This is a genomic window from Sphaerotilus montanus (genome assembly GCF_013410775.1).
GTDB lineage: Bacteria > Pseudomonadota > Gammaproteobacteria > Burkholderiales > Burkholderiaceae_C > Sphaerotilus > Sphaerotilus montanus.
Genome location: NZ_JACCFH010000001.1, coordinates 404,614 through 429,040, shown reverse-complemented (window position 1 = coordinate 429,040; position 24,427 = coordinate 404,614). Strand labels below are relative to the sequence as shown.

Sequence of the window (24,427 nt, the reverse complement as noted above, 5' to 3'; positions counted from 1 at the left end):
CGCCTGTTGTGTGCCGGGACGCTTACAAGTGCTGACGTCGTGCGTGGTGTCAGGCGTGGATGTAGCGGCTGAACACCTCGCCGAAGTCGCGCCGCGTGTGGCGGTCGAGCACGGTCTGGTTGAGGTTGTCGAGCAGGGCGTTGAACTGGTCCGGCAGGTCGCGGGGGAGTCCGGCCTGGCCGATCTTGTACATCGACGACATCGCGCCCAGCACCTTCAGCGCGTTCTGGCGGCCGGTCTCGTCACGCGCCTGCAGCCGGCTGATGGCGATCAGGGCCTTGTAGACGTCCTTGAGCTGTTCGAGGAACTGCTTGCGCACGTCGATGCTGAACGTGGTGCCGCCGATCGAGAACTTCAGCTCCACGTCCATGTCCACGGTCCCGGCCGTCTCGATCGTGACGGTGCCGATGGCGCAGTCGGCGTACTCGTGGCGGCGGATCGTGCGCTTGGAGGACACGGCCGAATCGCCGTCGACGTGGATCAGCGCCAGGTTGGTGAAGCAGTATTCGTCCTTCTTCGATTTGATCAGGAAGAAGATCTTTTCGCCGTCCTCGTGGAAGAGGTAGTCGTCGGCATCGACGCTGCCGAAGTCCTTCGGCTGGATGATGGTCCCGATGTCGCTCAGGCCGAGGGCTTCGGAGGCAAGCTTCTTGAACATGGGTGGGCTCCTGGAATGGGAGAAAGCGCGCATGCGCCGGGCGAGGAATCGGCGCAGCATAGACGTTTCAGATTCGGGAGAAACGGCGATGTGGATGGAGGCAAGACGTTCGGTGCTGCTGGTGGTCGACGTGCAGGCGCGGCTGGCGCCCGCGATCGACGGCGCGGCGGCGGCGGTGGACAACAACCGCCGGCTGCTGCTGGCGGCGCAGCGTCTGGGCGTGCCGGTGGTCGTGACCGAGCACTATCCGAAGGGGCTGGGCGCGACGGTCGAGGCCCTGCAGCCGCATCTGGCGGGGGCGACCGTCATCGAGAAGATCCATTTCGGCGCGACCCGCGAGCCGGGATTCGTGGAGCGGCTGCGCAGCTTCGGGCGACCGCAGGTGATCTTGACCGGCATGGAGACGCACATCTGCGTGCTGCAGACCGGTCTGGGACTGCTGCAGGCCGGCTTCGAGCTGGCGCTGGTGGCCGACGCCAGTTCCTCCCGTACCCCGGCCAACCGCGAGGCCGGCCTGGCCCGTCTGCGCCAGCACGGCGCCGAGATCGTCACCACCGAGATGGTGGTCTACGAATGGCTGGAGCGTGCGGGCACCGAGGACTTCCGGGCGCTGCTGCCGCTGGTGCGCTGACCGGCGGCGCAGCGGCGGGTCGTCAGCGGATGCGCATCCCTGGCTGTGCGCCCGGGAACGGCTCCAGCACGAAGATCCCCGGGTTCTTCTTTTCATCCGCGTCGCTGGCGGCCAGCACCATGCCTTCGCTGATGCCGAACTTCATCTTGCGCGGCGCGAGGTTGGCGACCATCACGGTGAGCTTGCCTTCCAGATCCTCCGGCTTGTAGACCGAGGCGATGCCCGAGAAGACGTTGCGGGTGCGGCCTTCACCGGCGTCGAGCGTCAGGCGCAGCAGCTTGGTCGAGCCGTCCACCGTCTCGGCCTTGACGATCTTCGCCACGCGCAGGTCGACCTTGGTGAAGTCGTCGATCTTGATCTCGGGCGCGATGTCCTCGCCGCCAGGGATGACCTTCTCGGGCTCCGGCGCGGCGAAGAGTTCCTCCAGCAGCTTCGGATCGACGCGCTGCATCAGGTGCTGGTAGGTGCCGATCGTGTGGGCGCCGAGCGCGCGGCTGGCCGAATGGAAGTCCAGCGGCTCGACCTGCAGGAAGGCTTCGACCTGCGCAGCCAGCTTCGGCAGCACGGGCTTGAGGTAGATCGTCAGCAGCCGGAACGCCTCGATGCAGACCGAGCAGACATCGTGCAGCACGGCGTCCTGCCCCGCCTGCTTGGCGAGTTCCCACGGCTTGTTCTGGTCGACGTACTCGTTGACGCGGTCGGCCAGCGCCATGATCTCGCGCAGCACCTTGCCGAGTTCACGCGTCTCGTACAGCCCGGTCACGGTGTCGCGGTGGGCGCGCAGCGTGTCGAGCAGCACGCGGCCCTCGACGCCCAGGTCGCCGCTGAGCTGGCCGCCGAAGCGCTTGCTGATGAAACCGGCGGCGCGGCTGGCGATGTTGATGTACTTGCCCACCAGGTCGGCGTTGACGCGGGCGGTGAAATCGTCGCGGTTGAAGTCGATGTCCTCGACGTGGGCGTTCAGCTTGGCGGCGATGTAGTAGCGCAGCCACTCGGCGTTCATGCCCAGCGACAGGTACTTCAGCGGGTCCAGGCCGGTGCCGCGGCTCTTGCTCATCTTCTCGCCGTTGTTGACGGTCAGGAAGCCGTGGACGAAGACGTTGTCCGGTGTCTTGCGGCCGCTGAAGTGCAGCGTCGCGGGCCAGAACAGCGTGTGGAAGTAGGTGATGTCCTTGCCGATGAAGTGGTACTGCTCGATCGCCGGGTCGGCCATGAAGTCAAAGTAGCTGCGCGTGTCGCCGTACTTCGCGGCCGGGCCGCCCTTGTCGAACCAGTTCTTCAGCGACGCCAGATAGCCGATCGGCGCGTCCAGCCAGACGTAGAAGTACTTGCCCGGCGCGTCGGGGATCTCGATGCCGAAATACGGCGCGTCCCGCGAGATGTCCCAGTCGCCGAGGCCGCCCTTGCCTTCCTCGTCCTTGGTGAACCATTCCTTGATCTTGTTGAGCACCTCGGGCTGGAGCTTGCCCGGCTCGGTGGTCCATTGCTGCAGGAACTCGACACAGCGCGGATCGCTCAGCTTGAAGAAGTAGTGGTCGCTGGTCCGCAGCACCGGCGTCGCGCCCGACAGCGCCGAGTAGGGCTGCACCAGCTCGGTCGGGCTGTAGACGGCGCCGCAGTTCTCGCAGGAATCGCCGTACTGGTCCTTCGCGCCGCACTTCGGGCACTCGCCCTTGATGAAGCGGTCGGGCAGGAACATGCCCTTCTCGGGGTCGAAGAACTGCTCGACGGCGCGGACCTCGATCAGCCCGTTGTCGCGCAGGCCGCGGTAGATGTCCTGCGCGAGTTCGTGGTTCTCGACGCCGTCGGTGGAGTGCCAGTTGTCGAAGCTGATGTGGAAGCCGTCGAGGTATTCCTTGCGGCCGGCGGCGATGTTGGCGACGAACTGCTGAGGGGTGATGCCGGCCTTTTCCGCCGCGATCATGATGGGCGCGCCGTGGGCGTCGTCCGCGCCGACGAAGTGGACCTGGTGGCCCTGCATCCGCTGGTACCGCACCCAGATGTCGGCCTGGATGTACTCCATGATGTGGCCGATGTGGAACTTGCCGTTGGCGTAGGGCAGGGCGGTGGTGACGAAGAGCTGGCGGGTCATGTCGTGGCGTCTTGGCAGAGTGCGCGGGAAGGAGGGCAATTTTAGGGCGCCGCGGTATCGTGGCGGCGATGAATCCGATCCAGCCTCCCGATCCGGTCGATCCGCGACCCGTCCTGACCGTGCAGCCGCTGGGTTGGTGCGTGCGCGTGGCCCCGGGCCAGTCGCTGGTGGAGGCGGCGCGGGCGGCAGGGGTTCGTCTGCGCAGTTCCTGCCGCAACGGGACGTGTCGGGCCTGTCTGTGCCGGCTGGTGGCGGGCGAGGTCGCCTGCCGCGTCGACTGGCCAGGGCTCACCGCCGAGGAGCGTGCCAGCGGCTGGATCCTGCCCTGCGTGGCGCTGCCGCTGGGGGATGTGGATGTCGAGGCGGTGGCCGAGCTGGTCGAGATTCGGCGCTGATTGCTCCAGTCTGGAGCGAGATCGCGGCCGATGCGTGAATACCGCTTTGCACCTAGCGACTTTCCCTTTCACCCTGGCGAGAGCGGTTCGCTAGACTGCGGGCTGTTTTTCTCTGACCTCATCATGTCCAACATCAACGACGCAGCGATCAAGCAAGCCCTCCAGGCTGTCATCGACCCCAACACGGGCCGTGACTTCGTGTCCACCCGCCAGTTGAAGAACCTGCGCGTGACCGGCAGCGATGTCGCGTTCGACGTGGAACTCGGCTATCCCGCGGCCAGCCAGATCGACGGTCTGCGCAGCGCGCTGATCGCCGCAGCCCGCTCGGTCGAGGGCGTCGCCAACGTCAGCGTCAGCGTCACCAGCAAGATCGTCGCGCACTCGGCGCAACGCGGCGTGCAGCTGCTGCCCGGCGTGAAGAACATCATCGCAGTGGCTTCCGGCAAGGGCGGCGTCGGCAAGAGCACGACGGCCGTGAACCTGGCGCTGGCGCTGGCCGCCGAAGGTGCAGCGGTCGGCATCGTCGACGCCGACATCTACGGCCCGAGTCAGCCCATGATGCTCGGCATCACCGGCGCCCGCCCGGAGAGCTACGACGGCAAGACGATGGAGCCGCTGATCGGCCACGGCATCCAGGTGATGTCGATCGGCTTCCTGGTGGACAACGACCAGGCCATGATCTGGCGCGGCCCGATGGCCACCCAGGCGCTGGAGCAGCTGCTGCGCCAGACCAACTGGAAGGATCTGGACTACCTGATCGTCGACATGCCGCCGGGCACCGGCGACATCCAGCTGACGCTGGCGCAGAAGGTGCCGCTGACGGGGGCCGTCATCGTCACGACGCCGCAGGACATCGCGCTGCTCGACGCCAAGAAGGGCCTGAAGATGTTCGAGAAGGTCAGCGTGCCCATCCTCGGCGTGGTCGAGAACATGGCCGTCTACTGCTGCCCGAACTGCGGCCACACCGAGCACATCTTCGGGGCCGACGGCGGCAAGAAGATGGCCGCGGAATACGACATCGAGTACCTCGGCGCGCTGCCGCTGAACCTGTCGATCCGCGTGCAGACCGACGCCGGCTGCCCGACCGTGGTGGCCGAGCCGGACGGCGAGATCGCTGCGCTCTACAAGACGGTGGCGCGCCGCATCGCGGTGAAGGTCGCGGACAAGGCCAAGGACTACTCGTCCAAGTTCCCGACCATCACGGTGTCGAAGGGCACCTGAGTTCAGGCCAGGAAGCCCAGGTCCGGCACGGAGAAGTTGCCCAGGTTGGGCAGCACCGTGCCCAGCTCGCTGCGGCTCAAGCCCATCCAGCGGCCGAGCGTGGCCGCGTACTCCGTCACCGAGACCGTGGGCAGCAGGCGGCCGTTGTCGACGTCCGTGGCCGTGCCCAGTGCCGTGATGGGGAAGTGGCCGTAGATCTGGCGTCCCTTGACCGCGCCACCCGCGATGAAGTGGTGCGCGCCCCAGCCGTGGTCGCTGCCCTGGCCGTTGCTGGTCAGGGTGCGGCCGAAATCGCTGGCGGTGAACAGCGTGGTACGGTCGAGCAGGCCGGCGCCCTGGAGCGCGGTGAGGAACCAGTCCATGCTGTGGGCCACGCGGGCCATGAGCAGGGGCTGGTCGCGGCGCTGGTTGGCGTGGGTGTCGAAACCACCCACCGACACCATGAAAACCTGGCGGCGCATGCCCAGGCCCGTGCCCGCCGCGATCATCTGCGCGACGATGCGCAACTGTCTGGCCAGCCCTTCCTGGTCGAGGCGCAGGCTGCCGCCGGAGGGTAGCGTGACCGCCGTGGTCGGCAGCGCAGGCACCGCGGCATGGGTCAGCGCCGTGCTCAGCAGGGCGGTGGTGTCCAGCGAGCGCTGTGTGAGGCGTGCGTAGTCGGACTGGAACGGATCGCTGCCCCCGGCGAGGACGACCCGGCGCAGCAGCGCCGCGGTCTGCGCGGACCCCATCATCCGGTCGCGTCCGAGGGCTTCGATGCGGATCGGGCCCGATTCGCCGAGCTGGTATTGCTGCACCGAATGGCCCGTCAGGAAGACCGCGTTGCCGCACGCGGAGACGCTGGTCAGCAGCGGCTGCGCGTTGGTCGACTGCAGCAGGTCGCCCATGCGTCCGCCCCAGCCCGACGCGGCACCTTCCGGTGCCAGCGACTGCCAGAACGACTGCTGGTCGTTGTGCGAGTAGAGCTTCGGCGGCACCGCGGAGCCGCCGGCCGTGTACTCGGCCTTGGTGAGCGGGCGCACCAGCGCGCCGACGTTGGACAGCACGGCCAGCTTGCCGGCCTCGTACCACTTGCGCATGGGCGCCAGTTCCAGCGGCATGCCGAAGCTGCGGCCGGCGGCCTGGCCGGTGCTGCCGAGCGCCTGCAGCTGCTGGGCCGGCCAGGCCAGCGGGCCGCGGGCACGGGTGTACTCCAGATGGCTGGTGCTGTCGGTGGGCACGATCCAGTTGTGGGCATCGTTGCCACCGGCCAGGTAGAGGCAGACCAGGGCCCGGTAGCCGCTGGTGTCGGCGGCGGCCGCCTGTCCGGCGGCGAGGGCACCGATGCCGGCCAGCCCCATGGCCAGCGGCGTGTCGAATCCGGGCAGCAGCGGCCCGGCGGTGGCGGCCAGTCCGCAGGACTGGCGCAGGAAGTGGCGGCGCGAGGCGTTCATGGCGGGTGTCAGCGTTGGATCCGGAATTCGGGCGAGGCCAGGGTCAGGAAGACGGCCAGACGGACGCGGTCGGGGTCGCCGCGCGTGCTGGCGTCCTCGATGCCGACCACCGCCTCGGTCAGGATCCTGCGCAGATCGGCCGACATGCGTCCGCCCAGCAGCAGCACGTCGATCTCGTCGAGCAGGCCGCTGACGCCGGCATTGGTCAGCACGTTCAGCAGGTGGCTGTGGTTGCCCGGAACCTCGGGGGCGTTGTCGACCCAGCCGAGTCCTCCGGCGCCCATCGCTCCGGCCAGGTTCACCCACGCCGCCACGCTGTTCTCGTCGAGGATCTGGAATTCGGGCGCCGTGGCCTTGCGCGGCGCAAAGGCCGGGGTGGGCGGGACGTAGCCGGGGCGGAAGTAGCCGAACACCGAGGGCGCCCGGAACGGGGTCTCGCCGAGCGGATCCAGTTGCCAGCCCATGCGGTAGCGGCCGTTGGTCGAGGTGGCGCCGAAGGTCCGCATCCAGTGCAGCAGACCCAGCACCGGCTCCCGCAGCTTGCCGTTCGGGCTGGTCGGGGCCGGGATGGTGCGCGCCTCGGTGTCCAGCAGGATGGCGCGCACGACGGCGCCCAGGTCACCGCGCACCCCGGCGCCGTTGTTGTTGAAGACCGCCGCGACGCGGCCCACGTAGGCCGCGCTCGGCTGGCTGGTGACCAGCTGCTGGATGAGCTGGCGGCCGATGAAGGGGCCGACATTGGGGTGCTGGAACAGCGTGTCCAGCGCGGCCTTCACATCGGCTTGTGCCGAGGATCCGGCCGGCAGGGTCACGGCCCAGGGCTTGCCGGTGAACAGCTTCTTCTCTGCCGTGGAGTGCTGGTCGGGCAGGGCCTTCATGCGCTGCAGGTCGACGCGCTGGTCGCCTGCCGCGGTGTAGGTCGGGTCGAGCCAGCCGAACTTGTCGTTGCTCATCTGCCCGTCCGGGAAGCCCCAGGTGAAGCCGGTGAAGACCTTGGCCAGCGCCATCACGTCGGCATTGCGGTAGGTATCGATCGGCTGGCCGGTGCTGTCGAGCTTCGGGCTGCCGTCCGGGTTCAGCTCCTGCAGGCCGATGGTGAAGAGCTGCATCAGCTCGCGCGCGAAATTCTCGTCGGGCTGGCGGTTGATCGACGGGTCTTCCTTGCGGTTGCGCAGGTGCGAGAGGTAGATGCCCATGGCCGGGCTGAGCGCGATCTCCTCGATCAGCGTGCGGAAGTTGCCGAAGGCATGGCGGTTCAGCAGATCGAGGTAGCTGGCGTAGGCGCGGCTGTGGAACCACAGATTGGCGTCCACCTGCGACACCATGAAGAGGTGGTGCAACGCGAAGGCGGTGCGCTTGCGCAGCTGGTCCGGGGCCGCTGGTGCTGTGCGCCAGAAGATCCGCACGATTTCGGACGGGTCGTACTGGTCGCCGCCCGGGCGGTTCATGTCACCCAGGTCGTAGCGCGCCTGCACCCCGCGGACGAAGTCGTCGGTGGTCGGCAGGGCCATCTGGGTGGTGATCCAGCTGGCGTCGGTGGTCGCGGCCAGCGCGTCGACCGCAGCGGGTGTCGGGCCGAAGCTGGCCTGGAGCAGCAGCCGGGCCGCGGCCTTGCGGCGGGGCAGCGTGGAGGCCGCTGCATTGGGTCCGCCGGGCCAGGTGAGCCGCAGCGCGCCGTTGCTGGCCAGGGTGCTGCTGCCGGGAAGCAGGTCCAGACCGTCGAACGCCGCGGCGCCGGCACCGCGGTCGATGACGATGCCCGTGGTGAAGGGCAGCAGCACGGTCGTGCCGTCGCTCAGCGAGGCGATGTGGAGATTGCGGTCGACGCCGTTGGCGGCGATGTCGTTGGTGAAGACCACATCGATCTTGTCCCCGCCGCGCAGCGCCGGGAGACTGAACGGGAAGTCGGCCCAGTCGGCGGTGTTCTTCACCTCGACCGTGCCGACCACCTGCTGGTTGAGACGGACCACCATGACCGGGCCGACGCCGGCGTGGAGGCTGCCCTTGGCGCGTACCGTGAGCACGCTCGGTGCAGCGAGGGCCTGGGCCGTGCGGGCGGGTGTCCGTGTGTCCGCGGGCGCTGCGTCGGCACTGCCGCCGCCGCACCCCGCCAGCAAGGCCAGCAGGAGCGCAGCCGAGGCGGCGTGCGAACGCAGGAAAGGACAGGTGACCATCGTGGTGGGGGGGCTGGCGCCAGACAGAGGTTGCAGGGTGCGGTGGTTCTAACCGCCTGACCGCCGGATCCATCCCCATACAACGGGGTCTTCTGTGTCACTTTTCTCCCAATGGGCCCCAATGCAGGCCGGGCTGCAGGATCAGGGCCGTGCCGGCACGACCTTGATGCGCTGCCAGTAGGCGCGGTCGATGGTCGTCATGACACACGGCCGGGTCAGCACGGAGGCCTTGTTCGCGCCCGTCTCCGGCTGTACCTGCCGCACCGGCCAGTACAGCACACCATGCGCCAGCCGGATCACCCGCGACGGAGAGTCCAGGCGCACCCCCGCGTAGGGCTTGGACTCCAGCGCGTAGACCAGCACACGCTCCCTGGCCCAGCGCACCTTGCGACCCAGCGCCGTGACCTCGTCCTGGCGCTCGATGGTGTCTTCCCATTCCCGGGGCGAGTCGATGCTCAGCAGCCGGGTGTTCTTGCCCGGCAGCGGGCACTGCATGTGGCTGCGGGTCGAGAGCACGCGCACCACGGTCGGTGCGGCTGCGGACCGGCTGGCACTGGCGTCGGCGACCGGGTTGCGGGTGACCTGCAGACCTTGCGCTGCAGCGACCTGCACGGCTGCGGTGCCCGCCAGGAACAGCAGCAACCTCTTCACGGAGGCGGTCCACCGGGTCGGGTGGGGTCGAGGCGGCGCTGAGGGCTTGGTCATGGGCTCCCGGTGGCAGGTGAGGGGGGATGGTTCGGCGAATATACCGAGATTCGACCAGCCCTCCTCAGGGGAAACCCGGTGCGCTAAGAATGGGCTTCAGGGACCCCAGGGGACGGGCGAGAGGCTCAGATCCAGGCCGCTCTGGTCGACCGACAGCGTCGCCGCCCGCTCGTGGCTGGGGGCCAGATTGCCGGACACCCAGGTGCCGCAAGGCTTGCCCGGTCCGCAAAGGACCCCGTCGTTGTTCGGATCGGCGCCGGCCCGGACCACGACCTTCGACCGCCGGTAGCCGCTGAACTGCCAGGCGTAGCGTCCCTGGCTGGCGTGCACCAGCACGGTGTGCAGCACCCGGCCGGTGTCCGGATCGCTCAGCGTCACGTAGACCGGCCCGAAGCCGGGGCCGCTGCTGGCGCTGCCGGCGGGCCGGTCGAGCGTGACCGGCAGGGTCAGCTCCGCGCCGGTGCTCAGCGTCAGCGTGACGGTGGCGCTGAAGCTGCCATCGGCGGGCAGCAGGCGGCGGTCGACATCGAGGACCTGCCGGTGCAGGCTGATGCTGGGGTCGGCGGTGCCGGTGTGCAGCGCCAGCGCCGGGTGGCTGCTGCGCACGGCGGTGACGGTCGCGGTGACCGAGGAGCGCTTGCCGGAGAGCACCACGAGGTCGATCGTGGCCGCGCTGCGCAGGCTGCCGAGGTCCAGCCGGGCCGGGCGCAGGCCCAGTGTCGCCGCGCCGTTCGCCACGCTGCTGGTGCCGGTGGCCGATTCCAGCGCGGCATCGACCGCCTTGAGCGCGTTGATCAGCCCGTGGCCGAAGAGGCTGTCGTGGCCGGTGGCGCCCAGGTCATCGGTCAGCCGGCCGGTGGCGAAGAGCGTGTCGATCTCGTCCACGGACAGGTCCGGGTTCAGGTAGCGCATCAGGGCGAGCACGCCGCTGACCTGGGGTGCGGCCATCGAGCTGCCCTGCAGCGGGCCGACGCCGGGGATGCGCAGCCCGTCGCCGCTGTAGTTGACGAGGGTGCTGAAGATGCCCTCGCTCAGGCCGCTGGCGACACCGGCCGTCCCGAGGTCGCCGCCGGGTGCTGCCACGGTCAGCGCCGCGCCCGAGTTGGCGTAGCGCGAGCGCTGCCGGTCCGAGTCGATCGCGCCGACGGCGATGACGCCCGCGCAGTTGGCTGGCTGCTGGACTTCGGCGGGCTGGCCGCCGGGGTTGTCTGCCAGGCTGCCGGCGGCGGCCACGACCAGGGTGCCGGCGGCCCGCACCCGGTTGACGGTGTCCTGGAAGGCCACGCCGCAGGCACCGGGGCTGCCCATGCTCACGTTGATCACGTCGGCCCGGCGCGCCGGCAGCACACCGGCGCTGTTGTCCAGCCCGGCCGCGTAGAGCATGGCCTGCAGGAGATCGATGGTCTTGGCCGAGGCCTGGCGGCCGAACACGTTCAGCGGCAGCAGCCGCGCCATCGGCGCCACGCCTGCCACGCCGATGCCGTTGTACGTGGCTGCCGCTGCCGTGCCGGCGACGTGGGTGCCGTGGGACACGGCGTGGTCGGCGGCCAGTCGCTGGTCATCGCCGCTGGCCAGGTTGCGGTCGCCCGGCAGGCGCTCGGTGAGGAAGGTCCGCCCGGGCGAGGCGAGCTGCGGCTGGAGGTCGGGGTGGTCGAGCATCACCCCGGTGTCGATCACCGCGATGACCGGTCGCTGCGCGGGCTGCATCGGCAGTGCCTGGATGCGCTGGATGGCCGCGGGCAGGGTGATGAGTTCGTGGTCCCGGCGCTGCTCGCCGTAGTGGAGGTCGTTGGGCGGAAAGGGACCGATGGTGGCGGAGGGCTGCAGCAGCACATTCGGCTGCACGTAGTCGTAGGCACCGGTGGCCTGCAGCGCCTTGGCGTAGCGCAGGGTCTCCAGGCGGGCCTCGATGCTGTCGCGCAGCGGGTCGGCGGACGTCCCCTCCGACAGGATGCGCGCGCGGGTGGCCTCGGACACGCGGTCGCCCGCCAGCACCGCGAGCCCGCTGCGGCGGCTGGCGGCCTGGTCGGGCAGGCGCAGCAACTGCGGGCCGCGGGCCGACGCGCCGGCCACGGGGGTGACGCCGGCGCGCTGTGCCAGTGCCTGGGCGCTGACGGTCGCCGTGGCCGCGTTGCTGCTGCGGATCTGGGCGATGAGTTCGCCCGGGTCGAAGACCGTGCGGGCCGTGGTCGCGGTGCAGCCTGTGGTCGGGGTGGCCGCCGGTCCGGCCCGCAGCGTGTAGCCGGCCGCCCGCCTGAAGGCCTCGACCCGCAGGTAATAGCGCCCCGTCTGCGTGATGCGCACACATTCGTAGGCGGTGTCGCTGCGGTCGGACGCGCCCGTCAGCGAGCCGTCGGCGGACGCCACGTACAGGTCGAGATCGGCAGACTCGGTGGCCGTGCCCGTAGCGAACTCCAGCTCGACCAGATCGCCTGGCTGCAGGTCCAGCACATGGGCATCGGTGGGGTCGCCGTCGGCCTGGTTGCTGCCGGCCGGGCCGGTGCCGGGGCGGTTGACGCTGCCGACGAGCAGCACCGGGGCGCCGAGGGCCTGGGCGGTGGCGAGGTCGTTGTTGCGGGTGCGGCCGAGCTGGTTGACGTCGTTGAGATCGCTGTCGACCGCCGCACCGGCCGGCACGGACAGCGTGCCCGAGAGCCGGTAGCCGGGCCCGGCGAGCTCCGCGGCCGCGCCGGTGTCCCCCGCGCTGCCACCGCCGCCACACCCCGCCAAGGCGGCACACGCCGCCACCAGACCCGTCGCTGCCCGCCGGGCCACTCCCCTGATTCCCATGCAAATGCTTCCTGAATGTGTCTAAGTGTGACGTATTGCGCGGAAAATCATATACATTCGCAGCGAATGGACCGAGTTTGCTTCGGCATGTAGCGTGGCAGCGCAGTGCGGTATTGCACGGTTCCACGGCTACAGTTGTGACCCGGATGTAGCGACAATCCCCGGGTTCAGCCCGGGGTCGAGCGTTCAAGCCGTTCCAGCTTGTCAACCGACATGTATGGAAATACAGTTGTCGGATGGAAGCCGTGAAGACTCTCAAGCTGCGCATCAAGGACAAGCACGCTGGCGTGCAGGTGGGCAGCGCGACGGTGCAACTGGTGTGCGAGGAATACGCCACCCGGCGCAAGCAGTTCAAGAAGTCGAGGCTGAACTGGCGGGTGTCGAACCCGAAGTCGGCGAAGCATTCGCTGGGCTGGGTACCGTTCAAGGCGGGCGGCGCGAAGTACAAGGCCGGGCAGATCGCTTTTCTCGGGTACAAGTTCGGCCTGTGGGACAGCTATGGTCTGAGCCGTTTCGATCTGCGCGCCGGCTCGTTCTCGCAGGACGCGCGCGGCCGGTGGTACCTGAATGTGTGCGTCAAGGTGGGCGTGCCGAAATCGGAAGGCGTCGGATCGGTGGGCATCGACCTCGGCCTGAAGACCGCGGCTACATGCTCGGACGGCGAAGAGCTGGCGTCCGGCCTGTACCGCAAGCATGAAGGCGCGCTGGGGATCGCCCAGCGCGCCGGGAAGAAGAACCGGGTCCGCGCGATCCACGCGAAGATTGCCAACACGCGCAAGGATGCGATGCACAAGTTCTCGACGGGGCTGGTCGCGCGCAACGCGGCGATCTTCGTGGGCAACGTGCAGGCCGGTGCGATGGTGAAGACCACCATGGCGAAGTCGACGCTGGACGCCGGATGGTCAATGCTGAAGACGATGCTGGAATACAAGAGCCATCAGGCCGGCATCGTGTTCGAAGAGGTGAATGAAGCCTACACAACCCAGACCTGTTCGGGCTGCGGGGTCATCCCCGCCAGCAGTCCGAAAGGCAGGACAGGTCTGCGAATGAGGCGATGGACTTGCTGCGAGTGCGGCGCGGAACACCACCGCGACGTGAACGCCGCCAGGAACATCGCTGCGCGCGGGCATGCGCGTCGCGCAGGAGGAATCCCCGTCCTTTAGGGTGGGGAGGATGTCAACATGAACTTGCTCGACGCCATGCGTTACCTGGCTGCGCTGGCCCAGCACCGCCATTTCGGCCGCGCGGCCGAGGCCTGCCACATCACCCAGCCCGCGCTGTCCAACGCGGTGCGCGCGCTGGAGCAGGAATTCGGCGTGACCATCGTGCGCCGCAGCCGCCAGTACGAGGGCCTGACGCCGGAGGGCGAGCGCGTGCTGGCCAGCGCCCACCGCATGCTCCACGAGCGCGAGGCGCTGCGGCAGGACCTGTGTGCCTCGGTCGACCGGCCGGGCGGCCCGCTGGTGATCGCGTGCGTGCCCACGGCGGTGCCGGTGGCGGCCCGGCTGGCCGCACGTCTGCGCGAGCGGCACCCGGACATCCGCCCGTCGGTGCGCTCGCTCAGCTCGGCCGAGATCGAGACCGGGCTGGAGCAGCTCTCCTTCGATCTGGCGCTGGGTTATGTGGACCGGGCGCGGGCGCGGGCACTCAAGGCGCAGGTGCTGTCCACCTACCGCGAGCGCTATGTGCTGCTGCGCCGCCGCGATGCCAGCGCGGTGCCCGCCGAGCCGGCCCCGATGCGCTGGGCCGACGCAGCGCGGCTCGACCTGTGCATGCTCACCCGCGAGATGCACAACCGCCACATCGTCGACGAGGCCTTCGCCCAGGCGGGCGCGGTGGTGCAGCCGGTGATCGAGACCAACTCGGTGCTGACGCTGATGCTGACGGTGCTGGAGGGCCAGGTCTGCAGCGTGATGCCGGGCGTGCTGGCTGCGCTGGCGCGGCAGTACCCGGCGCTGGAACTGGTGCCGCTGGTCGAGCCGGACCTCACCGTCACCATGGGCCTGCTGCTGCCGCAGGGCGGGCGGCTGTCGCTGGCGCAGCAGGCGGCCACGGCGCTGGCAGCGGATGCGGCGTGGTGGCGCGGCGTGGTCGGCACGGCGGATGCTGCGGTGCGTCATTCGGCCGCTGTATCGGACGGTTCGGCGATGTGATTGGACAGGGGCAGCGTGCAGGCCGATAGTGCCGCCATGAACGCTCCTGCCTCTGCCGCACCCGCTGCCGCGACCGCCGATGTCCCCCTGACCCCGCGCCAGCAGCAGGCGCTGTCGGCCGTGCTCGCCGAACGTGGCGCGCTGCCTGGTGCGCTGCTGCCGGTGCTGCACGGCGTGCAGGACGCGCTCGGCCACATCCCGCCAGCGGCGCTGCCGGTCATTGCCCGGGCGCTGCACCTGTCGCGCGCCGAGGTCCACGGTGTCGTCACCTACTACCACCACTTCCGCACCACGCCGCCACGCGGCCGGGTCGTGCAGATCTGCCGTGCCGAGGCCTGTCGGTCCATGGGTGCCGAGGCGTTGATGGCGCACGCGCAGTCGGCGATCGACGCGCACGGCTGCGACACGCTCGAAGCCGCGTACTGCCTCGGGCTGTGCGCGCAGTCGCCGGCGGTGATGGTCGGCGATCGGCTGCACGCACGGATGACGCCCGCGAAGCTCGATGCGCTGCTGGTCTCTGACCCGTCTGCCCAAGGAGAAGGCGCATGAGCGCGATGCTGACCCTCTACGTGCCCCGCGACAGCGCGGCACTCGCCGTCGGTGCCGACGCGGTGGCCGATGCGCTGCACGCCGCGGCGCTGGCGCATGGCGCGGCGCTGCAGCTGGTCCGCAACGGCTCGCGTGGCCTGCTCTGGCTGGAAACGCTGGTCGAGGTCGCGACGCCGCAGGGCCGTGTCGCCTACGGTCCGGTGGCGCCCGACGACGTGCCGGCGCTGTGGCCGGCGCTGGTCGCCGAGGCCGATGGCACGCCGTCCGCGCATCCGCTGCGCCAGGGCGTCACCGACCAGATCCCCTACCTCGCGCTGCAGGAGCGGCTGACCTTCCGCCGCGTCGGCATCACCGATCCACTGTCCCTGGACGACTACGCGGCGCATGGCGGCTGGGCCGGTCTGCAGGCCGCGGTGGGCATGGACAGCGCCGCGATCCTGCACGAGGTCACGCACAGCGGGCTGCGCGGGCGGGGTGGGGCGGCGTTTCCGGCCGGCATCAAGTGGAAGACGGTGGCGCACGCCGTGGCGACACCGGGCGCGACGAAGTACGTGGTCTGCAACGCCGACGAGGGCGACTCCGGCACCTTCGCCGACCGGATGCTGATGGAAGGTGATCCGTACCTGCTCATCGAAGGCATGGCGATCGCCGCGCTGGCGGTCGGAGCCACCGAGGGTTATGTCTACATCCGCTCCGAGTACCCGCACGCGGTCGCCACGCTGACCGAGGCGGTGGCGCGCGCGACGGCCGCGGGCTGGATCGGCGACGACGTGTGCCGCTCGGGCCGGGCCTTCCACCTGCACGTGCGCATGGGCGCCGGCTCCTACGTCTGCGGTGAGGAGACCGCGATGCTGGAGAGCCTGGAAGGCAAGCGCGGCATCGTGCGCGCCAAGCCGCCGCTGCCGGCGCTCGAAGGCCTGTTCGGCCAGCCGACCGTCATCAACAACGTGCTGACCTTCGCCGCCGTGCCGACCATCCTGGCGCAGGGCGGGGCCTTCTACCGGAACTACGGCGTCGGCCGCTCGCACGGCACGCTGCCCTTCCAGCTCGCCGGCAACATCCGCCGCGGCGGGCTGGTCGAGAAGGCCTTCGGGCTGACGCTGCGCGAGCTGCTCTACGGCTTCGGTGGCGGTACCGCGTCGGGCCGGCCGGTCAAGGCGGTGCAGGTCGGCGGGCCGCTCGGCACCTACGTCCCCGAATCGCAGTGGGACGTGCCGCTCGACTACGAAGCCTATGCCGCCATCGGTGCGGTGGTCGGCCACGGCGGACTGGTGGTGCATGACGACACCGCGGACATGGCCGGGCTGGCGCGCTACGCGATGGAGTTCTGCGCGCTGGAGTCGTGTGGCAAGTGCACGCCGTGCCGCATCGGCTCCACGCGCGGCGTCGAGGTGATCGACCGCATCACCTTGAACCGCCACCAGCCTGTGGTCCGCGACCAGCAGGTCACCTTGCTGCGCGATCTGTGCGAGACGATGGTCGGCGGCAGCCTGTGCGCGATGGGCGGCATGACGCCGTTCCCGGTGCTGTCGGCGCTGAACCACTACCCCGCGGACTTCGGTCTGTGAGGCGAAGGAGACATTGATGAACCACCCCGTCATCCCGATCACGGCCGTCAGGGCGATCAAGGTCCAGGAAATCGACCACGGCACCCCCGTGAGCCGCCTGGGTGCTGACGCCGAACCGGTCACGCTGACCATCGACGGCTTCGAGGTCACGGTGCCGAAGGGCACGTCGCTGATGCGCGCCGCCGTGGACGCGGGCATCCAGGTGCCCAAGCTCTGCGCGACCGACTCGCTGGAGCCGTTCGGTTCGTGCCGGCTGTGCCTGGTCGAGATCGACGGCCGCCGCGGCACCCCGGCGTCCTGCACCACGCCCGCCGAAGCCGGCATGAACGTCCGCACCCAGAGCCCGAAGCTGCAGCAATTGCGCAAGGGCGTGATGGAGCTGTACGTCAGCGACCACCCGCTCGACTGCCTGACCTGCGCGGCCAATGGTGACTGCGAGCTGCAGGACATGGCGGGTGTCGTCGGTCTGCGCAATGTGCGCTACGGCGTCGGCGAAACGGCGGTGGCGGGCATCACCGGGCGCCACCACCTGCACCTCGCCCACGCCAAGGACGAATCGAACCCGTACTTCACCTACGACCCGAGCAAGTGCATCGTCTGCAACCGCTGCGTGCGCGCCTGCGAGGAGGTGCAAGGAACGTTCGCGCTGACGATCTCGGGCCGCGGTTTCGAGTCGCGCGTGTCGCCGGGGATGGACGAGCCGTTCATGCAGAGCGAGTGCGTGTCCTGCGGCGCCTGTGTCCAAGCCTGTCCGACCGCGACGCTGACCGAGAAGACGGTGATCGAACTCGGCCAGCCTGAGCACAGCGTCGTCACGACTTGCGCCTACTGCGGCGTCGGCTGCAGCTTCAAGGCCGAGATGAAGGGCTCGCAGGTCGTGCGCATGGTGCCGTGGAAAGACGGCAAGGCCAACGAAGGGCACAGCTGCATCAAGGGCCGCTTCGCCTGGGGCTACGCGACGCACAAGGACCGCCTAACCAAGCCGATGATCCGCGACAAGATCACCGACCCGTGGCGCGAGGTGAGCTGGGACGAGGCGCTGGCGCACGCCGCGGGCGAGTTCCGCCGCATCCAGGGCACTTACGGCCGCGATTCGGTCGGCGGCATCACGTCGAGCCGCTGCACCAACGAGGAAACCTACCTCGTGCAGAAGCTGATCCGCGCTGCGTTCGGCACCAACAACGTCGACACCTGCGCCCGCGTCTGCCACAGCCCGACCGGCTACGGACTTGGCCAGACCTTCGGCACCTCGGCGGGCACGCAGACCTTCAAGTCGGTCGAGCACACCGACGTGGTGATGGTCATCGGCGCGAATCCGAGCGAAGGCCATCCGGTGTTCGCCTCGCGCCTGAAGAAGCGCCTGCGGCAGGGTGCACGGCTGATCGTGGTCGATCCGCGCCGCATCGATCTGGTGGACGCGCCACACATCCATGCCGACTTGCACCTGCAGCTCCGGCCCGGCACCAACGTCGCGGTCATCACGGCGCTCGCGCATGTCGTCGTCACCGAAGGGCTGGTCGACGAGCCCTATGTCGCCGAACGCTGCGACCCGAAGAGCTTCCAGCAGTGGCGCGACTTCGTGTCGAAGCCCGAGAACGCCCCCGAGGCGATGGCCGAGGTCTGCGGCGTGCCAGCCGACGCCCTGCGCGCCGCGGCGCGGCTCTACGCCCGCAAGGGCAACAGCGCGATCTACTACGGCCTGGGCGTCACCGAGCACGCGCAGGGCTCGACGATGGTCATCGGCATCGCCAACCTCGCGATGGCCTGCGGCATGGTCGGCCGCGAGGGCGTCGGCGTGAACCCGCTGCGCGGCCAGAACAACGTGCAGGGCTCCTGCGACATGGGCAGCTTCCCGCACGAGCTGCCCGGCTACCGCCACATCAGCGACACGACCGTGCGCGCCCAGTTCGACGCCGCCTGGGGCGTGACGCTGAACCCGGAGCCGGGGCTGCGCATCCCGAACATGCTGGACGCGGCGCTCGACGGCTCGTTCAAGGCGCTCTACGTGCAGGGCGAAGACCCGGCCCAGTCCGACCCGGACACGCAGCACGTGGCCGCAGCGCTGTCGGCGATGGAGTGCGTGGTGGTGCAGGACATCTTCCTCAACGAGACGGCCAAGTACGCCCACGTCTTCCTGCCGGGTTCGTCCTTCCTGGAGAAGGATGGCACCTTCACCAACGCCGAGCGCCGCATCAGCCGTGTGCGCCAGGTGATGCCGCCGCTGGCCGGCAAGGCGGACTGGGAGGTGACGCAGGCCTTTGCCAACGCGCTGGGCTACCCGATGCACTACACCCATCCGTCAGAAATCATGGCCGAGATCGCGGCGCTGACGCCGAGCTTCGCGGGCGTGAGCTTCGAGAAGATCGAGCGACTCGGCAGCGTGCAGTGGCCGTGCAACGAGACGACCGACGAAGCGGGCACGGCGATCATGCACGTCGACCGGTTCGTGCGCGGCAAGGGCCGTTTCCTGCCGACGCAGTACGTGGCGACGGACGAGAAGGTCACGCGCCGCTTCCCGCTGATCCTGACCACCGGGCGCGTGCTGAGCCAGTACAACGTCGGCGCGCAGACGCGGCGCACCGAGAACAGCCGCTGGCATGAAGAGGACCGGCTCGAAATCCACCCGCACGATGCCGAGGAGCGTGGTGTGAAGGACGGCGACTGGGTCGGGATCGCCAGCCGGGCCGGGGAGACCGTGCTGCGGGCGGACGTCACCGAGCGGGTGCAGCCGGGGGTGGTCTACACGACGTTCCACTTCCCGGAGTCTGGCGCCAACGTCATCACCACGGATTCGAGCGACTGGGCGACCAACTGCCCCGAGTACAAGGTGACGGCGGTGCAGGTCAGCAAGGTCACGCAGCCGAGCGCATGGCAGCGTGACCACGCCCGGTTCAGCCACACCCAGGAAGGCCTGCTGGCCCAGGCCCGCACGGATCAACCGGAGGCTGCACGATGAGCGGGCAGGACGAACACACCGGGCACCCCGGGCACACCGGGCACGTGCACGACCCCGACCAGACGCTCGTGCGGCTGGCCAACCGGATTGGCGATTTCTTCGCGGCGTATCCGGAGCACGCCGAGGCCATCGACGGCGTGGCTGGCCACATCCGCAAGTTCTGGGAGCCGAGGATGCGGCGGCAGCTGTATGCCTACCTGGACGGTCCGCACGGTGGCGCCGGGCTCGGCGATCTGGTGCGAGAGGCGTGCACGTCCCGGCGGGCCCTGCTCGCGCCCGAGGGGGCCGAACCCCGCCTCAAGGACGGATGACGAGCGCGCTGGAGCGCAGGTTGTCGGCCGCCCTGTAGGTCATGGCGGTGCCGCCGAGCTGGGTCACGGCCAGGGTCACGTTCGTGGTCGTCAAGGGCAGGTTCACGCTTTTCAGGACGCAGGCGCCGGTCGCCGTGGTGGTGCATGTCACCAGGTTGGACCTGTTGGAGAACTGTGCCGTGACCTTCACATCCTTCTGCGGGAGCGCGTCCTCGTTGTGCACGGTGACGGTCATGCTGGCCTGCCAGCTGGTGCGGGTCAGCGTCTTGCCGACGGGCGTCAGCTGGGCGATGTGGACATCCCACGGCGTTGGAAAGTACCGCTGTTTGCCCGGTCCGGTGAACAGCAGCTTGTTGGGCGAGCCCCTGGCGTCCGTGATGCGCGAGGGGGTGGCCTGGTAGAGCATCTGGGTGGCGACCTGGGCCGGCGTCAGCTTGGGTCGCTCCTGCAGCAGCAAGGCGGCGGCACCGGTCGCGTGCGGCGTCGCCATCGATGTGCCGCTCAGGACTCTCCAGCCATGCGGATCGGTGGCCGAGGCAGAACTGATCGCGGTGCCCGGGGCGAACATGTCCACGCAGCGTCCGAAGTTCGAGAAGCCGGAGCGCGCATCACTGGCGGCGCTGGAGGCCACGGTCAGCACCGCCGGTGCACGGGCCGGCGACTGGGTGCAGGCATCGGCATTGCTGTTGCCGGCGGACACCGAGACGGTGAAGCCGGCGCCCGTGAGGCGGGTGACCGCTTCGTCCAGCGCGCTGCTGGGGCTGCTGCCGAGGCTGAGATTGACGACACCCGGGCGCTGGCCGTTGGCCATGATCCAGTCGAGCCCGTGGAGGATGTCGCTCACGCTGCCGCTGCCGAAGCAGTTCATCACCCTGACCGGCACGAGCGTGGCGCCAGGGGCGACGCCCGACATCGCGCCAGCGGCCGTGCCCGCGACATGGGTGCCGTGGCCGTTGCAGTCGGTCGTTCCTCGTCCGTCCTGCAGGGCGGTGAAGCCATTGCCCGCGAGTCGGCTGCCGAATTCGTCATGGACGCTGATGCCCGTGTCGACGATGTAGAGGTGCACGCCGCTGCCGTCCAGATTGCTCCGGAATGTGTTGTTCAGCGGCAGTTTCGGCTGATCGATGCGGTCCAGCCCCCAGATCCGGCTGTCGAGCGAGCGGATGACCACCGTGCCGGTCGGCACTGCGCCGATGCGGGCGGCGCGGTCGTGTTCGATGCGGGTCACCGCCGGATCGCTGCGCAGGCGCTGCACGAAGGCGATGGCCTCGGATGGCGGCACCGTGGCGGCGAAGCCCTGCAGCGCGTGGGCATAGATCCGGTGGGCCCGCGCACCGGTGGCGGTGCCCACCAGCCGGGCGGTGACCGATTGCACGGCGCGCTCCGCCTGGGGCTGTGGCGACCTTGCACCGAGCGTGCGGGCGTTCAGACGGCTGTTTTCCGCAACGACTGCGGCATTGAGCGTGACGATGAAGTGCGCGCTGTCCTGGGCACTCGCCGGATCCAGGGTGGCCCTGGCCAGACGTTCCGGCTCGTCGAGGGGGCCGAGTTCGACTGTGGCGGCACTGGTCGTGTCCGGTTCGTCGCCATCCTCCCCGCCGCCGCAGGCCATCAGCAGGGCCGCGAGGGTGGTGGTCACCACCCGCTGATGGAGCTTGCGCGGTTTTTTCATCTTCAGACCATCCGTTGGAGTGTGCCGGGTGCCTCCGGGTGGTGGGACCGGTGGATCCTTCGTGTTGTCGATCGCTGCAAAAGAAAGTGAATCCTCTGCTTTTCATTTCGATATGCCGCGGCCGGCATGTGTGAATTCGTGCGCGTACATATCGTGCGCCGCAGGCCAGGCTGCGCAGGGAGCCGTCGTTTAGACCGACGGCCCCGCTTACCATTCAAGCCCTCACTTTTCCTCGACCATGCTCCATCGGACCGACGTCTCCCACATACCTCCGCCAGCAGATCTGCTGCCTTCGGCCGGTGGACGCACGCTGGTCAGCGTGATCGGAGCGCCCATCGATGCCATCTCCTGGGACGAGACCTGCGCCGTGATCACCGGCTGGGTGGATCGCCGGGAGAGCCGCTATGTCTGCATCTGCAACGTCCATTCGGTGATCACCGCACAGCAGGATCCGGACTTCCACGACGTCATCCAGCAGGCGGACATGGCCACGCCGGATGGGGCTCCGGTGGCCTGGATGATGCGGCGGCTCGGGTACCGCGACCAGATGCGCATCAATGGTCCCGATCTGATGTTCCGGTATTGCGCCCAGGCCGCCCGGCGAGACGAGCGCGTCTTCCTGTACGGCAACACGCCGGAGACGCTGGAGACGCTGCAGAAACGCCTGCACAAGGCGTTTCCGACCCTCCAGATCGCGGGTTGCTATTCGCCGCCGTTCCGCGCCCTGACGCCCGAGGAAGACGCCGAGATCGTGCAGCGCATCAATGCTTCCGGTGCGGGCACGGTCTGGGTCAGCCTGGGCTGTCCGAAGCAGGAACGCTGGATGGCCGCACACCGTGGCCGCATCAACGCCGTGATGGTGGGGGTGGGTGCAGCGTTCGACTACCACGCCGGGACCCTGCAGCGCGCGCCGGTGTGGATGCAGCGGCATGGCCTGGAGTGGCTGCACCGGTTCTGGTCCGAGCCGCGCCGTCTCGGCCGCCGCTATCTGGTCACCAACACCCGGTTCATGCTGCAGGTCGTCAAGCAGTTGCTGAGCCGCTGAGGAGGCAAGCGCCATGCACCAACTGGATTTCACCCGGTCTGACCGGACGCAGCACCCTGTGCTGGGCGTGCCGGTCGATGTGCTGGACTGGTCGACCGCGGTGGCACGCATCTGCGACTGGGCCGAGCGGCGCGAGTCGCGTTACGTGTCGATCTGCGATGCCCACTCGGTCGTGCGGGCCAGCCGGGATCCGGTGCACGGTCGGCACATTGCTGGTGCGGACATGGTGACGCCGGACGGCTGGCCCGTGGCCTGGATGCTCCGCCGTCTTGGCCACTCCCGGCAGCAGCGCATCAACGGACCGGATCTGATGGAGCGGCTGCTGGTGTCCGCCGAAGCACGTGGCCTGGGGGTCTATGTCTACGGCACGACCGACCGCACGCTCGCTGCGCTGGAAACCGCGCTGCGCAAGGCCTATCCCCGCCTGAAGATCGTGGGCCTGCATTCGCCGCCATTTCGCCCGCTGGACGACGCGGAGGACGCTGCAGATGTCGCGCGCATCAATGCCTCCGGGGCCCATCTGGTCATGACCGGCCTGGGCTGCCCGAAAGAAGACCGCTGGATGTTCGAGCACCGGGGCCGTGTCCAGGCGGTCATGCTGGGCATCGGCGCAGGGATCGATTTCCACGCGGGCACCGTGGCACGTGCGCCGGTCTGGATGCGCGAGCATGGCCTGGAGTGGCTCTTTCGCCTGTCGCAAGAGCCCGGTCGACTCTGGCAGCGCTACCTGGTCAACAACACCCTGTTCGTGGTGGGTGCGATAGGGCAGTTTGCACGGCACGTGGCGGTACACCCCGGCCGGAACAGGGCGTCGGGCGATTAAGCTCTTGCTGACATTGAACGTCGGCAAAAAAGGGGTTAAAAGCATGCAGTTCCATCGTATTCAGCAGGTAGAGCCTTGGCTGGGACGTTCCGAGCTCGAAGCACTCAACGGCTGCATCGAACGGAACTGGTTGACCGAGGGCCCGGCGGCGGCAGCCTTCCGGCAGAGCATGAGCCAGCTCACCGGTGCCAACCACGTCGCCCTGGCGCCCAACGGCACGCTCGGTCTGTTCCTGGCCCTGCTGGCGCTGGATCTGCCGCGGGGCAGCGAAATCATCATTCCCGGGTTCACCTTCATGGCGTCGGCCAGCGCGGCGGTCTTTGCCGGGCTCAAGCCGGTGCTCGTCGACGTGGATCCCCACACCTTCACCGCCCGCCCCGAGGCGTTCGAGCGGGCCATCACGCCCCGGACCTCCGCGCTGATGCCGGTGCATATCTATGGCCAGGCCGCGTATGCCGCGGAGATCGCGCAGGTGGGCAAGCGCCACGGTCTGGCCGTCATCGAGGATGCGGCGCAGGCCTGTGGCGTGCGCTACCGTGGTCAGCACGCAGGCACATTCGGCGATGTCGGCGTGATCTCGTTTTTCGCCGACAAGACGATCACGATGGGCGAGGGTGCCGCCGTGCTGTCCAGGGAGCAGCGCCTGGCCCGGCGCATCAGCCTGCTGCGCAACCAGGGGCGCGAGTCCAGTGGTTCGTTCATCCACGAGTCGCTGGGCATGAATTTCCGGGTCACCGACATGCAGTGCGCTGTCGGGCAGGCGCAGATGGCCCGCCTGCCGCAGGTGAAGATCGACCGCCTGCGCCGCTACAACCTGTTCCAGGAGGGTCTGACCGGACTGGCGCAACTGCGGTTCATGAAGGTGGATCCGAATTCGGAATTCATTCCGTTCCGGTTTCCGATCCTGTGCCCACGCATGCCTGAACTTCGGGATGCGCTGGAGTTGGCCGGTGTCCAGACCCGTTCGATGTTCTATCCGCTGCACCGTCAGCCCTGTCTCGCAGGGCTGATCGACCCGGTGGACCTGCCGATCTGCGACACGCTGTATGGGGAAGGGCTGTGCCTGCCGGTCCACCAGGGGCTCCAGGACAGCGATGTGCACCACGTCATCGACGTGATCCGCAACACCTTGTCGCGCAAGTCTTCAGTCAGTTGACTTAGTTCTCACCTTGTGCGGGTTTTTGGAAACAACCCGTGTTCAGGTGGTCCGCATGCAGTGGCGGACGCGGCACAGTCCTGCAGCGGTGCACT

The 24,427-nt window shown here is 68.9% G+C and carries 19 protein-coding genes; 12 read left to right on the top strand and 7 right to left on the bottom strand.

Features of this window, described 5'->3' with window-relative positions; all coding sequences use genetic code 11:
• Positions 1–49: 49 nt before the first annotated feature.
• Positions 50–658, bottom strand: coding sequence for a PH domain-containing protein (locus BDD16_RS01850; protein WP_179632365.1), 609 nt, complete (start codon positions 656–658; stop codon positions 50–52).
• Positions 659–752: 94 nt separating this feature from the next.
• On the opposite strand from BDD16_RS01850, the gene BDD16_RS01845 reads away from it, so the two are divergent.
• Entirely contained in the window at positions 753–1,289 is a 537-nt protein-coding gene (locus BDD16_RS01845) for an isochorismatase family protein (RefSeq protein WP_218897660.1), read from the top strand.
• Between the two features lie 22 nt (positions 1,290–1,311).
• On the opposite strand, the gene metG is transcribed toward BDD16_RS01845, so the two are convergent.
• The gene (gene metG / locus BDD16_RS01840) at positions 1,312–3,381 is read right to left on the bottom strand and encodes a methionine--tRNA ligase (RefSeq protein ID WP_179632363.1); all 2,070 of its coding nucleotides are present in this window, start codon (positions 3,379–3,381) and stop codon (positions 1,312–1,314) included.
• Positions 3,382–3,449: 68 nt separating this feature from the next.
• Between metG and BDD16_RS01835 the strand changes: the two genes are divergently transcribed.
• Positions 3,450–3,776, top strand: coding sequence for a 2Fe-2S iron-sulfur cluster-binding protein (locus BDD16_RS01835; RefSeq protein ID WP_179632362.1), 327 nt, complete (start codon positions 3,450–3,452; stop codon positions 3,774–3,776).
• 123 nt (positions 3,777–3,899) lie between these two features.
• Positions 3,900–4,997, top strand: coding sequence for an iron-sulfur cluster carrier protein ApbC (gene apbC, locus BDD16_RS01830; protein ID WP_179632361.1), 1,098 nt, complete (start codon positions 3,900–3,902; stop codon positions 4,995–4,997).
• A 2-nt stretch (positions 4,998–4,999) separates the two neighbouring features.
• Here apbC and BDD16_RS01825 read toward each other — a convergent pair whose 3' ends face one another.
• The 4 genes from BDD16_RS01825 to BDD16_RS01810 form a co-directional block, all read right to left on the bottom strand.
• A complete protein-coding gene (locus tag BDD16_RS01825; RefSeq protein ID WP_179632360.1) occupies positions 5,000–6,430 on the bottom strand; it encodes a DUF1501 domain-containing protein in 1,431 nt (476 codons plus the stop codon).
• A gap of 8 nt (positions 6,431–6,438) precedes the next feature.
• The gene (locus BDD16_RS01820) at positions 6,439–8,604 is read right to left on the bottom strand and encodes a DUF1800 family protein (RefSeq protein WP_179632359.1); all 2,166 of its coding nucleotides are present in this window, start codon (positions 8,602–8,604) and stop codon (positions 6,439–6,441) included.
• 141 nt (positions 8,605–8,745) lie between these two features.
• Positions 8,746–9,255, bottom strand: coding sequence for a hypothetical protein (locus tag BDD16_RS01815; protein ID WP_179632358.1), 510 nt, complete (start codon positions 9,253–9,255; stop codon positions 8,746–8,748).
• A 150-nt stretch (positions 9,256–9,405) separates the two neighbouring features.
• Positions 9,406–12,099 carry a S8 family serine peptidase gene (locus BDD16_RS01810; protein ID WP_179632357.1) on the bottom strand — a complete coding sequence of 898 codons (2,694 nt, stop codon included), beginning with the start codon at positions 12,097–12,099 and terminating at the stop codon, positions 9,406–9,408.
• 245 nt (positions 12,100–12,344) lie between these two features.
• Here BDD16_RS01810 and BDD16_RS01805 point away from each other — a divergent pair, with 245 nt between their 5' ends.
• The 6 genes from BDD16_RS01805 to BDD16_RS01780 are packed head-to-tail and all read left to right on the top strand — an operon-like array spanning position 12,345 to position 19,636.
• A complete protein-coding gene (locus BDD16_RS01805; protein WP_375139059.1) occupies positions 12,345–13,262 on the top strand; it encodes an RNA-guided endonuclease InsQ/TnpB family protein in 918 nt (305 codons plus the stop codon).
• A gap of 18 nt (positions 13,263–13,280) precedes the next feature.
• A complete protein-coding gene (locus tag BDD16_RS01800; protein ID WP_179632355.1) occupies positions 13,281–14,252 on the top strand; it encodes a LysR family transcriptional regulator in 972 nt (323 codons plus the stop codon).
• Between the two features lie 36 nt (positions 14,253–14,288).
• Positions 14,289–14,801, top strand: coding sequence for an NAD(P)H-dependent oxidoreductase subunit E (locus tag BDD16_RS01795; RefSeq protein WP_179632354.1), 513 nt, complete (start codon positions 14,289–14,291; stop codon positions 14,799–14,801).
• Complete coding sequence (locus BDD16_RS01790; protein WP_179632353.1) at positions 14,798–16,369, top strand: NADH-ubiquinone oxidoreductase-F iron-sulfur binding region domain-containing protein; 1,572 nt, start codon at positions 14,798–14,800, stop codon at positions 16,367–16,369. Before BDD16_RS01795 ends, BDD16_RS01790 begins: the two co-directional genes overlap by 4 nt.
• A 16-nt stretch (positions 16,370–16,385) precedes the next feature.
• Positions 16,386–19,325 (top strand): formate dehydrogenase subunit alpha, encoded by a 2,940-nt coding sequence (gene fdhF / locus BDD16_RS01785; RefSeq protein WP_179632352.1) that lies wholly within the window; start codon positions 16,386–16,388, stop codon positions 19,323–19,325.
• On the top strand, positions 19,322–19,636 hold the full coding sequence (locus tag BDD16_RS01780; protein ID WP_179632351.1) for a formate dehydrogenase subunit delta: 315 nt from the start codon (positions 19,322–19,324) through the stop codon (positions 19,634–19,636). Before fdhF ends, BDD16_RS01780 begins: the two co-directional genes overlap by 4 nt.
• On the opposite strand, the gene BDD16_RS01775 is transcribed toward BDD16_RS01780, so the two are convergent.
• A complete protein-coding gene (locus BDD16_RS01775; RefSeq protein WP_179632350.1) occupies positions 19,623–21,308 on the bottom strand; it encodes a S8 family peptidase in 1,686 nt (561 codons plus the stop codon). The genes BDD16_RS01780 and BDD16_RS01775 overlap by 14 nt on opposite strands.
• Before the next feature lie 238 nt (positions 21,309–21,546).
• On the opposite strand from BDD16_RS01775, the gene BDD16_RS01770 reads away from it, so the two are divergent.
• From BDD16_RS01770 to BDD16_RS01760, 3 genes are read left to right on the top strand one after another with little or no spacing between them, the layout of a single operon-like run.
• A complete protein-coding gene (locus tag BDD16_RS01770) occupies positions 21,547–22,353 on the top strand; it encodes a WecB/TagA/CpsF family glycosyltransferase (protein ID WP_179632349.1) in 807 nt (268 codons plus the stop codon).
• Between the two features lie 13 nt (positions 22,354–22,366).
• Positions 22,367–23,176 (top strand): WecB/TagA/CpsF family glycosyltransferase, encoded by an 810-nt coding sequence (locus BDD16_RS01765; protein ID WP_179632348.1) that lies wholly within the window; start codon positions 22,367–22,369, stop codon positions 23,174–23,176.
• Positions 23,124–24,332, top strand: a complete 1,209-nt coding sequence (locus tag BDD16_RS01760; RefSeq protein WP_179632347.1) for a DegT/DnrJ/EryC1/StrS family aminotransferase — start codon at positions 23,124–23,126, stop codon at positions 24,330–24,332. The genes BDD16_RS01765 and BDD16_RS01760 overlap by 53 nt, the downstream gene beginning before the upstream one ends.
• The last annotated feature ends 95 nt before the right edge of the window (positions 24,333–24,427 follow it).

What these genes read in the sequence shown, in the direction of transcription:
- fdhF (WP_179632352.1), top strand. Translation starts at nt 16,386, where the DNA reads ATGAACCACCCCGTCATCCCGATCACGGCCGTCAGGGCGATCAAGGTC.
- BDD16_RS01845 (WP_218897660.1), top strand. Translation starts at nt 753, where the DNA reads ATGGAGGCAAGACGTTCGGTGCTGCTGGTGGTCGACGTGCAGGCGCGG.
- BDD16_RS01780 (WP_179632351.1), top strand. Translation starts at nt 19,322, where the DNA reads ATGAGCGGGCAGGACGAACACACCGGGCACCCCGGGCACACCGGGCAC.
- BDD16_RS01835 (WP_179632362.1), top strand. Translation starts at nt 3,450, where the DNA reads ATGAATCCGATCCAGCCTCCCGATCCGGTCGATCCGCGACCCGTCCTG.
- metG (WP_179632363.1), bottom strand. Translation starts at nt 3,381, where the DNA reads ATGACCCGCCAGCTCTTCGTCACCACCGCCCTGCCCTACGCCAACGGC.
- BDD16_RS01825 (WP_179632360.1), bottom strand. Translation starts at nt 6,430, where the DNA reads ATGAACGCCTCGCGCCGCCACTTCCTGCGCCAGTCCTGCGGACTGGCC.
- BDD16_RS01765 (WP_179632348.1), top strand. Translation starts at nt 22,367, where the DNA reads ATGCACCAACTGGATTTCACCCGGTCTGACCGGACGCAGCACCCTGTG.
- BDD16_RS01810 (WP_179632357.1), bottom strand. Translation starts at nt 12,099, where the DNA reads ATGGGAATCAGGGGAGTGGCCCGGCGGGCAGCGACGGGTCTGGTGGCG.
- BDD16_RS01775 (WP_179632350.1), bottom strand. Translation starts at nt 21,308, where the DNA reads ATGAAAAAACCGCGCAAGCTCCATCAGCGGGTGGTGACCACCACCCTC.
- BDD16_RS01795 (WP_179632354.1), top strand. Translation starts at nt 14,289, where the DNA reads ATGAACGCTCCTGCCTCTGCCGCACCCGCTGCCGCGACCGCCGATGTC.
- BDD16_RS01820 (WP_179632359.1), bottom strand. Translation starts at nt 8,604, where the DNA reads ATGGTCACCTGTCCTTTCCTGCGTTCGCACGCCGCCTCGGCTGCGCTC.
- BDD16_RS01850 (WP_179632365.1), bottom strand. Translation starts at nt 658, where the DNA reads ATGTTCAAGAAGCTTGCCTCCGAAGCCCTCGGCCTGAGCGACATCGGG.
- BDD16_RS01800 (WP_179632355.1), top strand. Translation starts at nt 13,281, where the DNA reads ATGAACTTGCTCGACGCCATGCGTTACCTGGCTGCGCTGGCCCAGCAC.
- BDD16_RS01790 (WP_179632353.1), top strand. Translation starts at nt 14,798, where the DNA reads ATGAGCGCGATGCTGACCCTCTACGTGCCCCGCGACAGCGCGGCACTC.
- apbC (WP_179632361.1), top strand. Translation starts at nt 3,900, where the DNA reads ATGTCCAACATCAACGACGCAGCGATCAAGCAAGCCCTCCAGGCTGTC.
- BDD16_RS01770 (WP_179632349.1), top strand. Translation starts at nt 21,547, where the DNA reads ATGCTCCATCGGACCGACGTCTCCCACATACCTCCGCCAGCAGATCTG.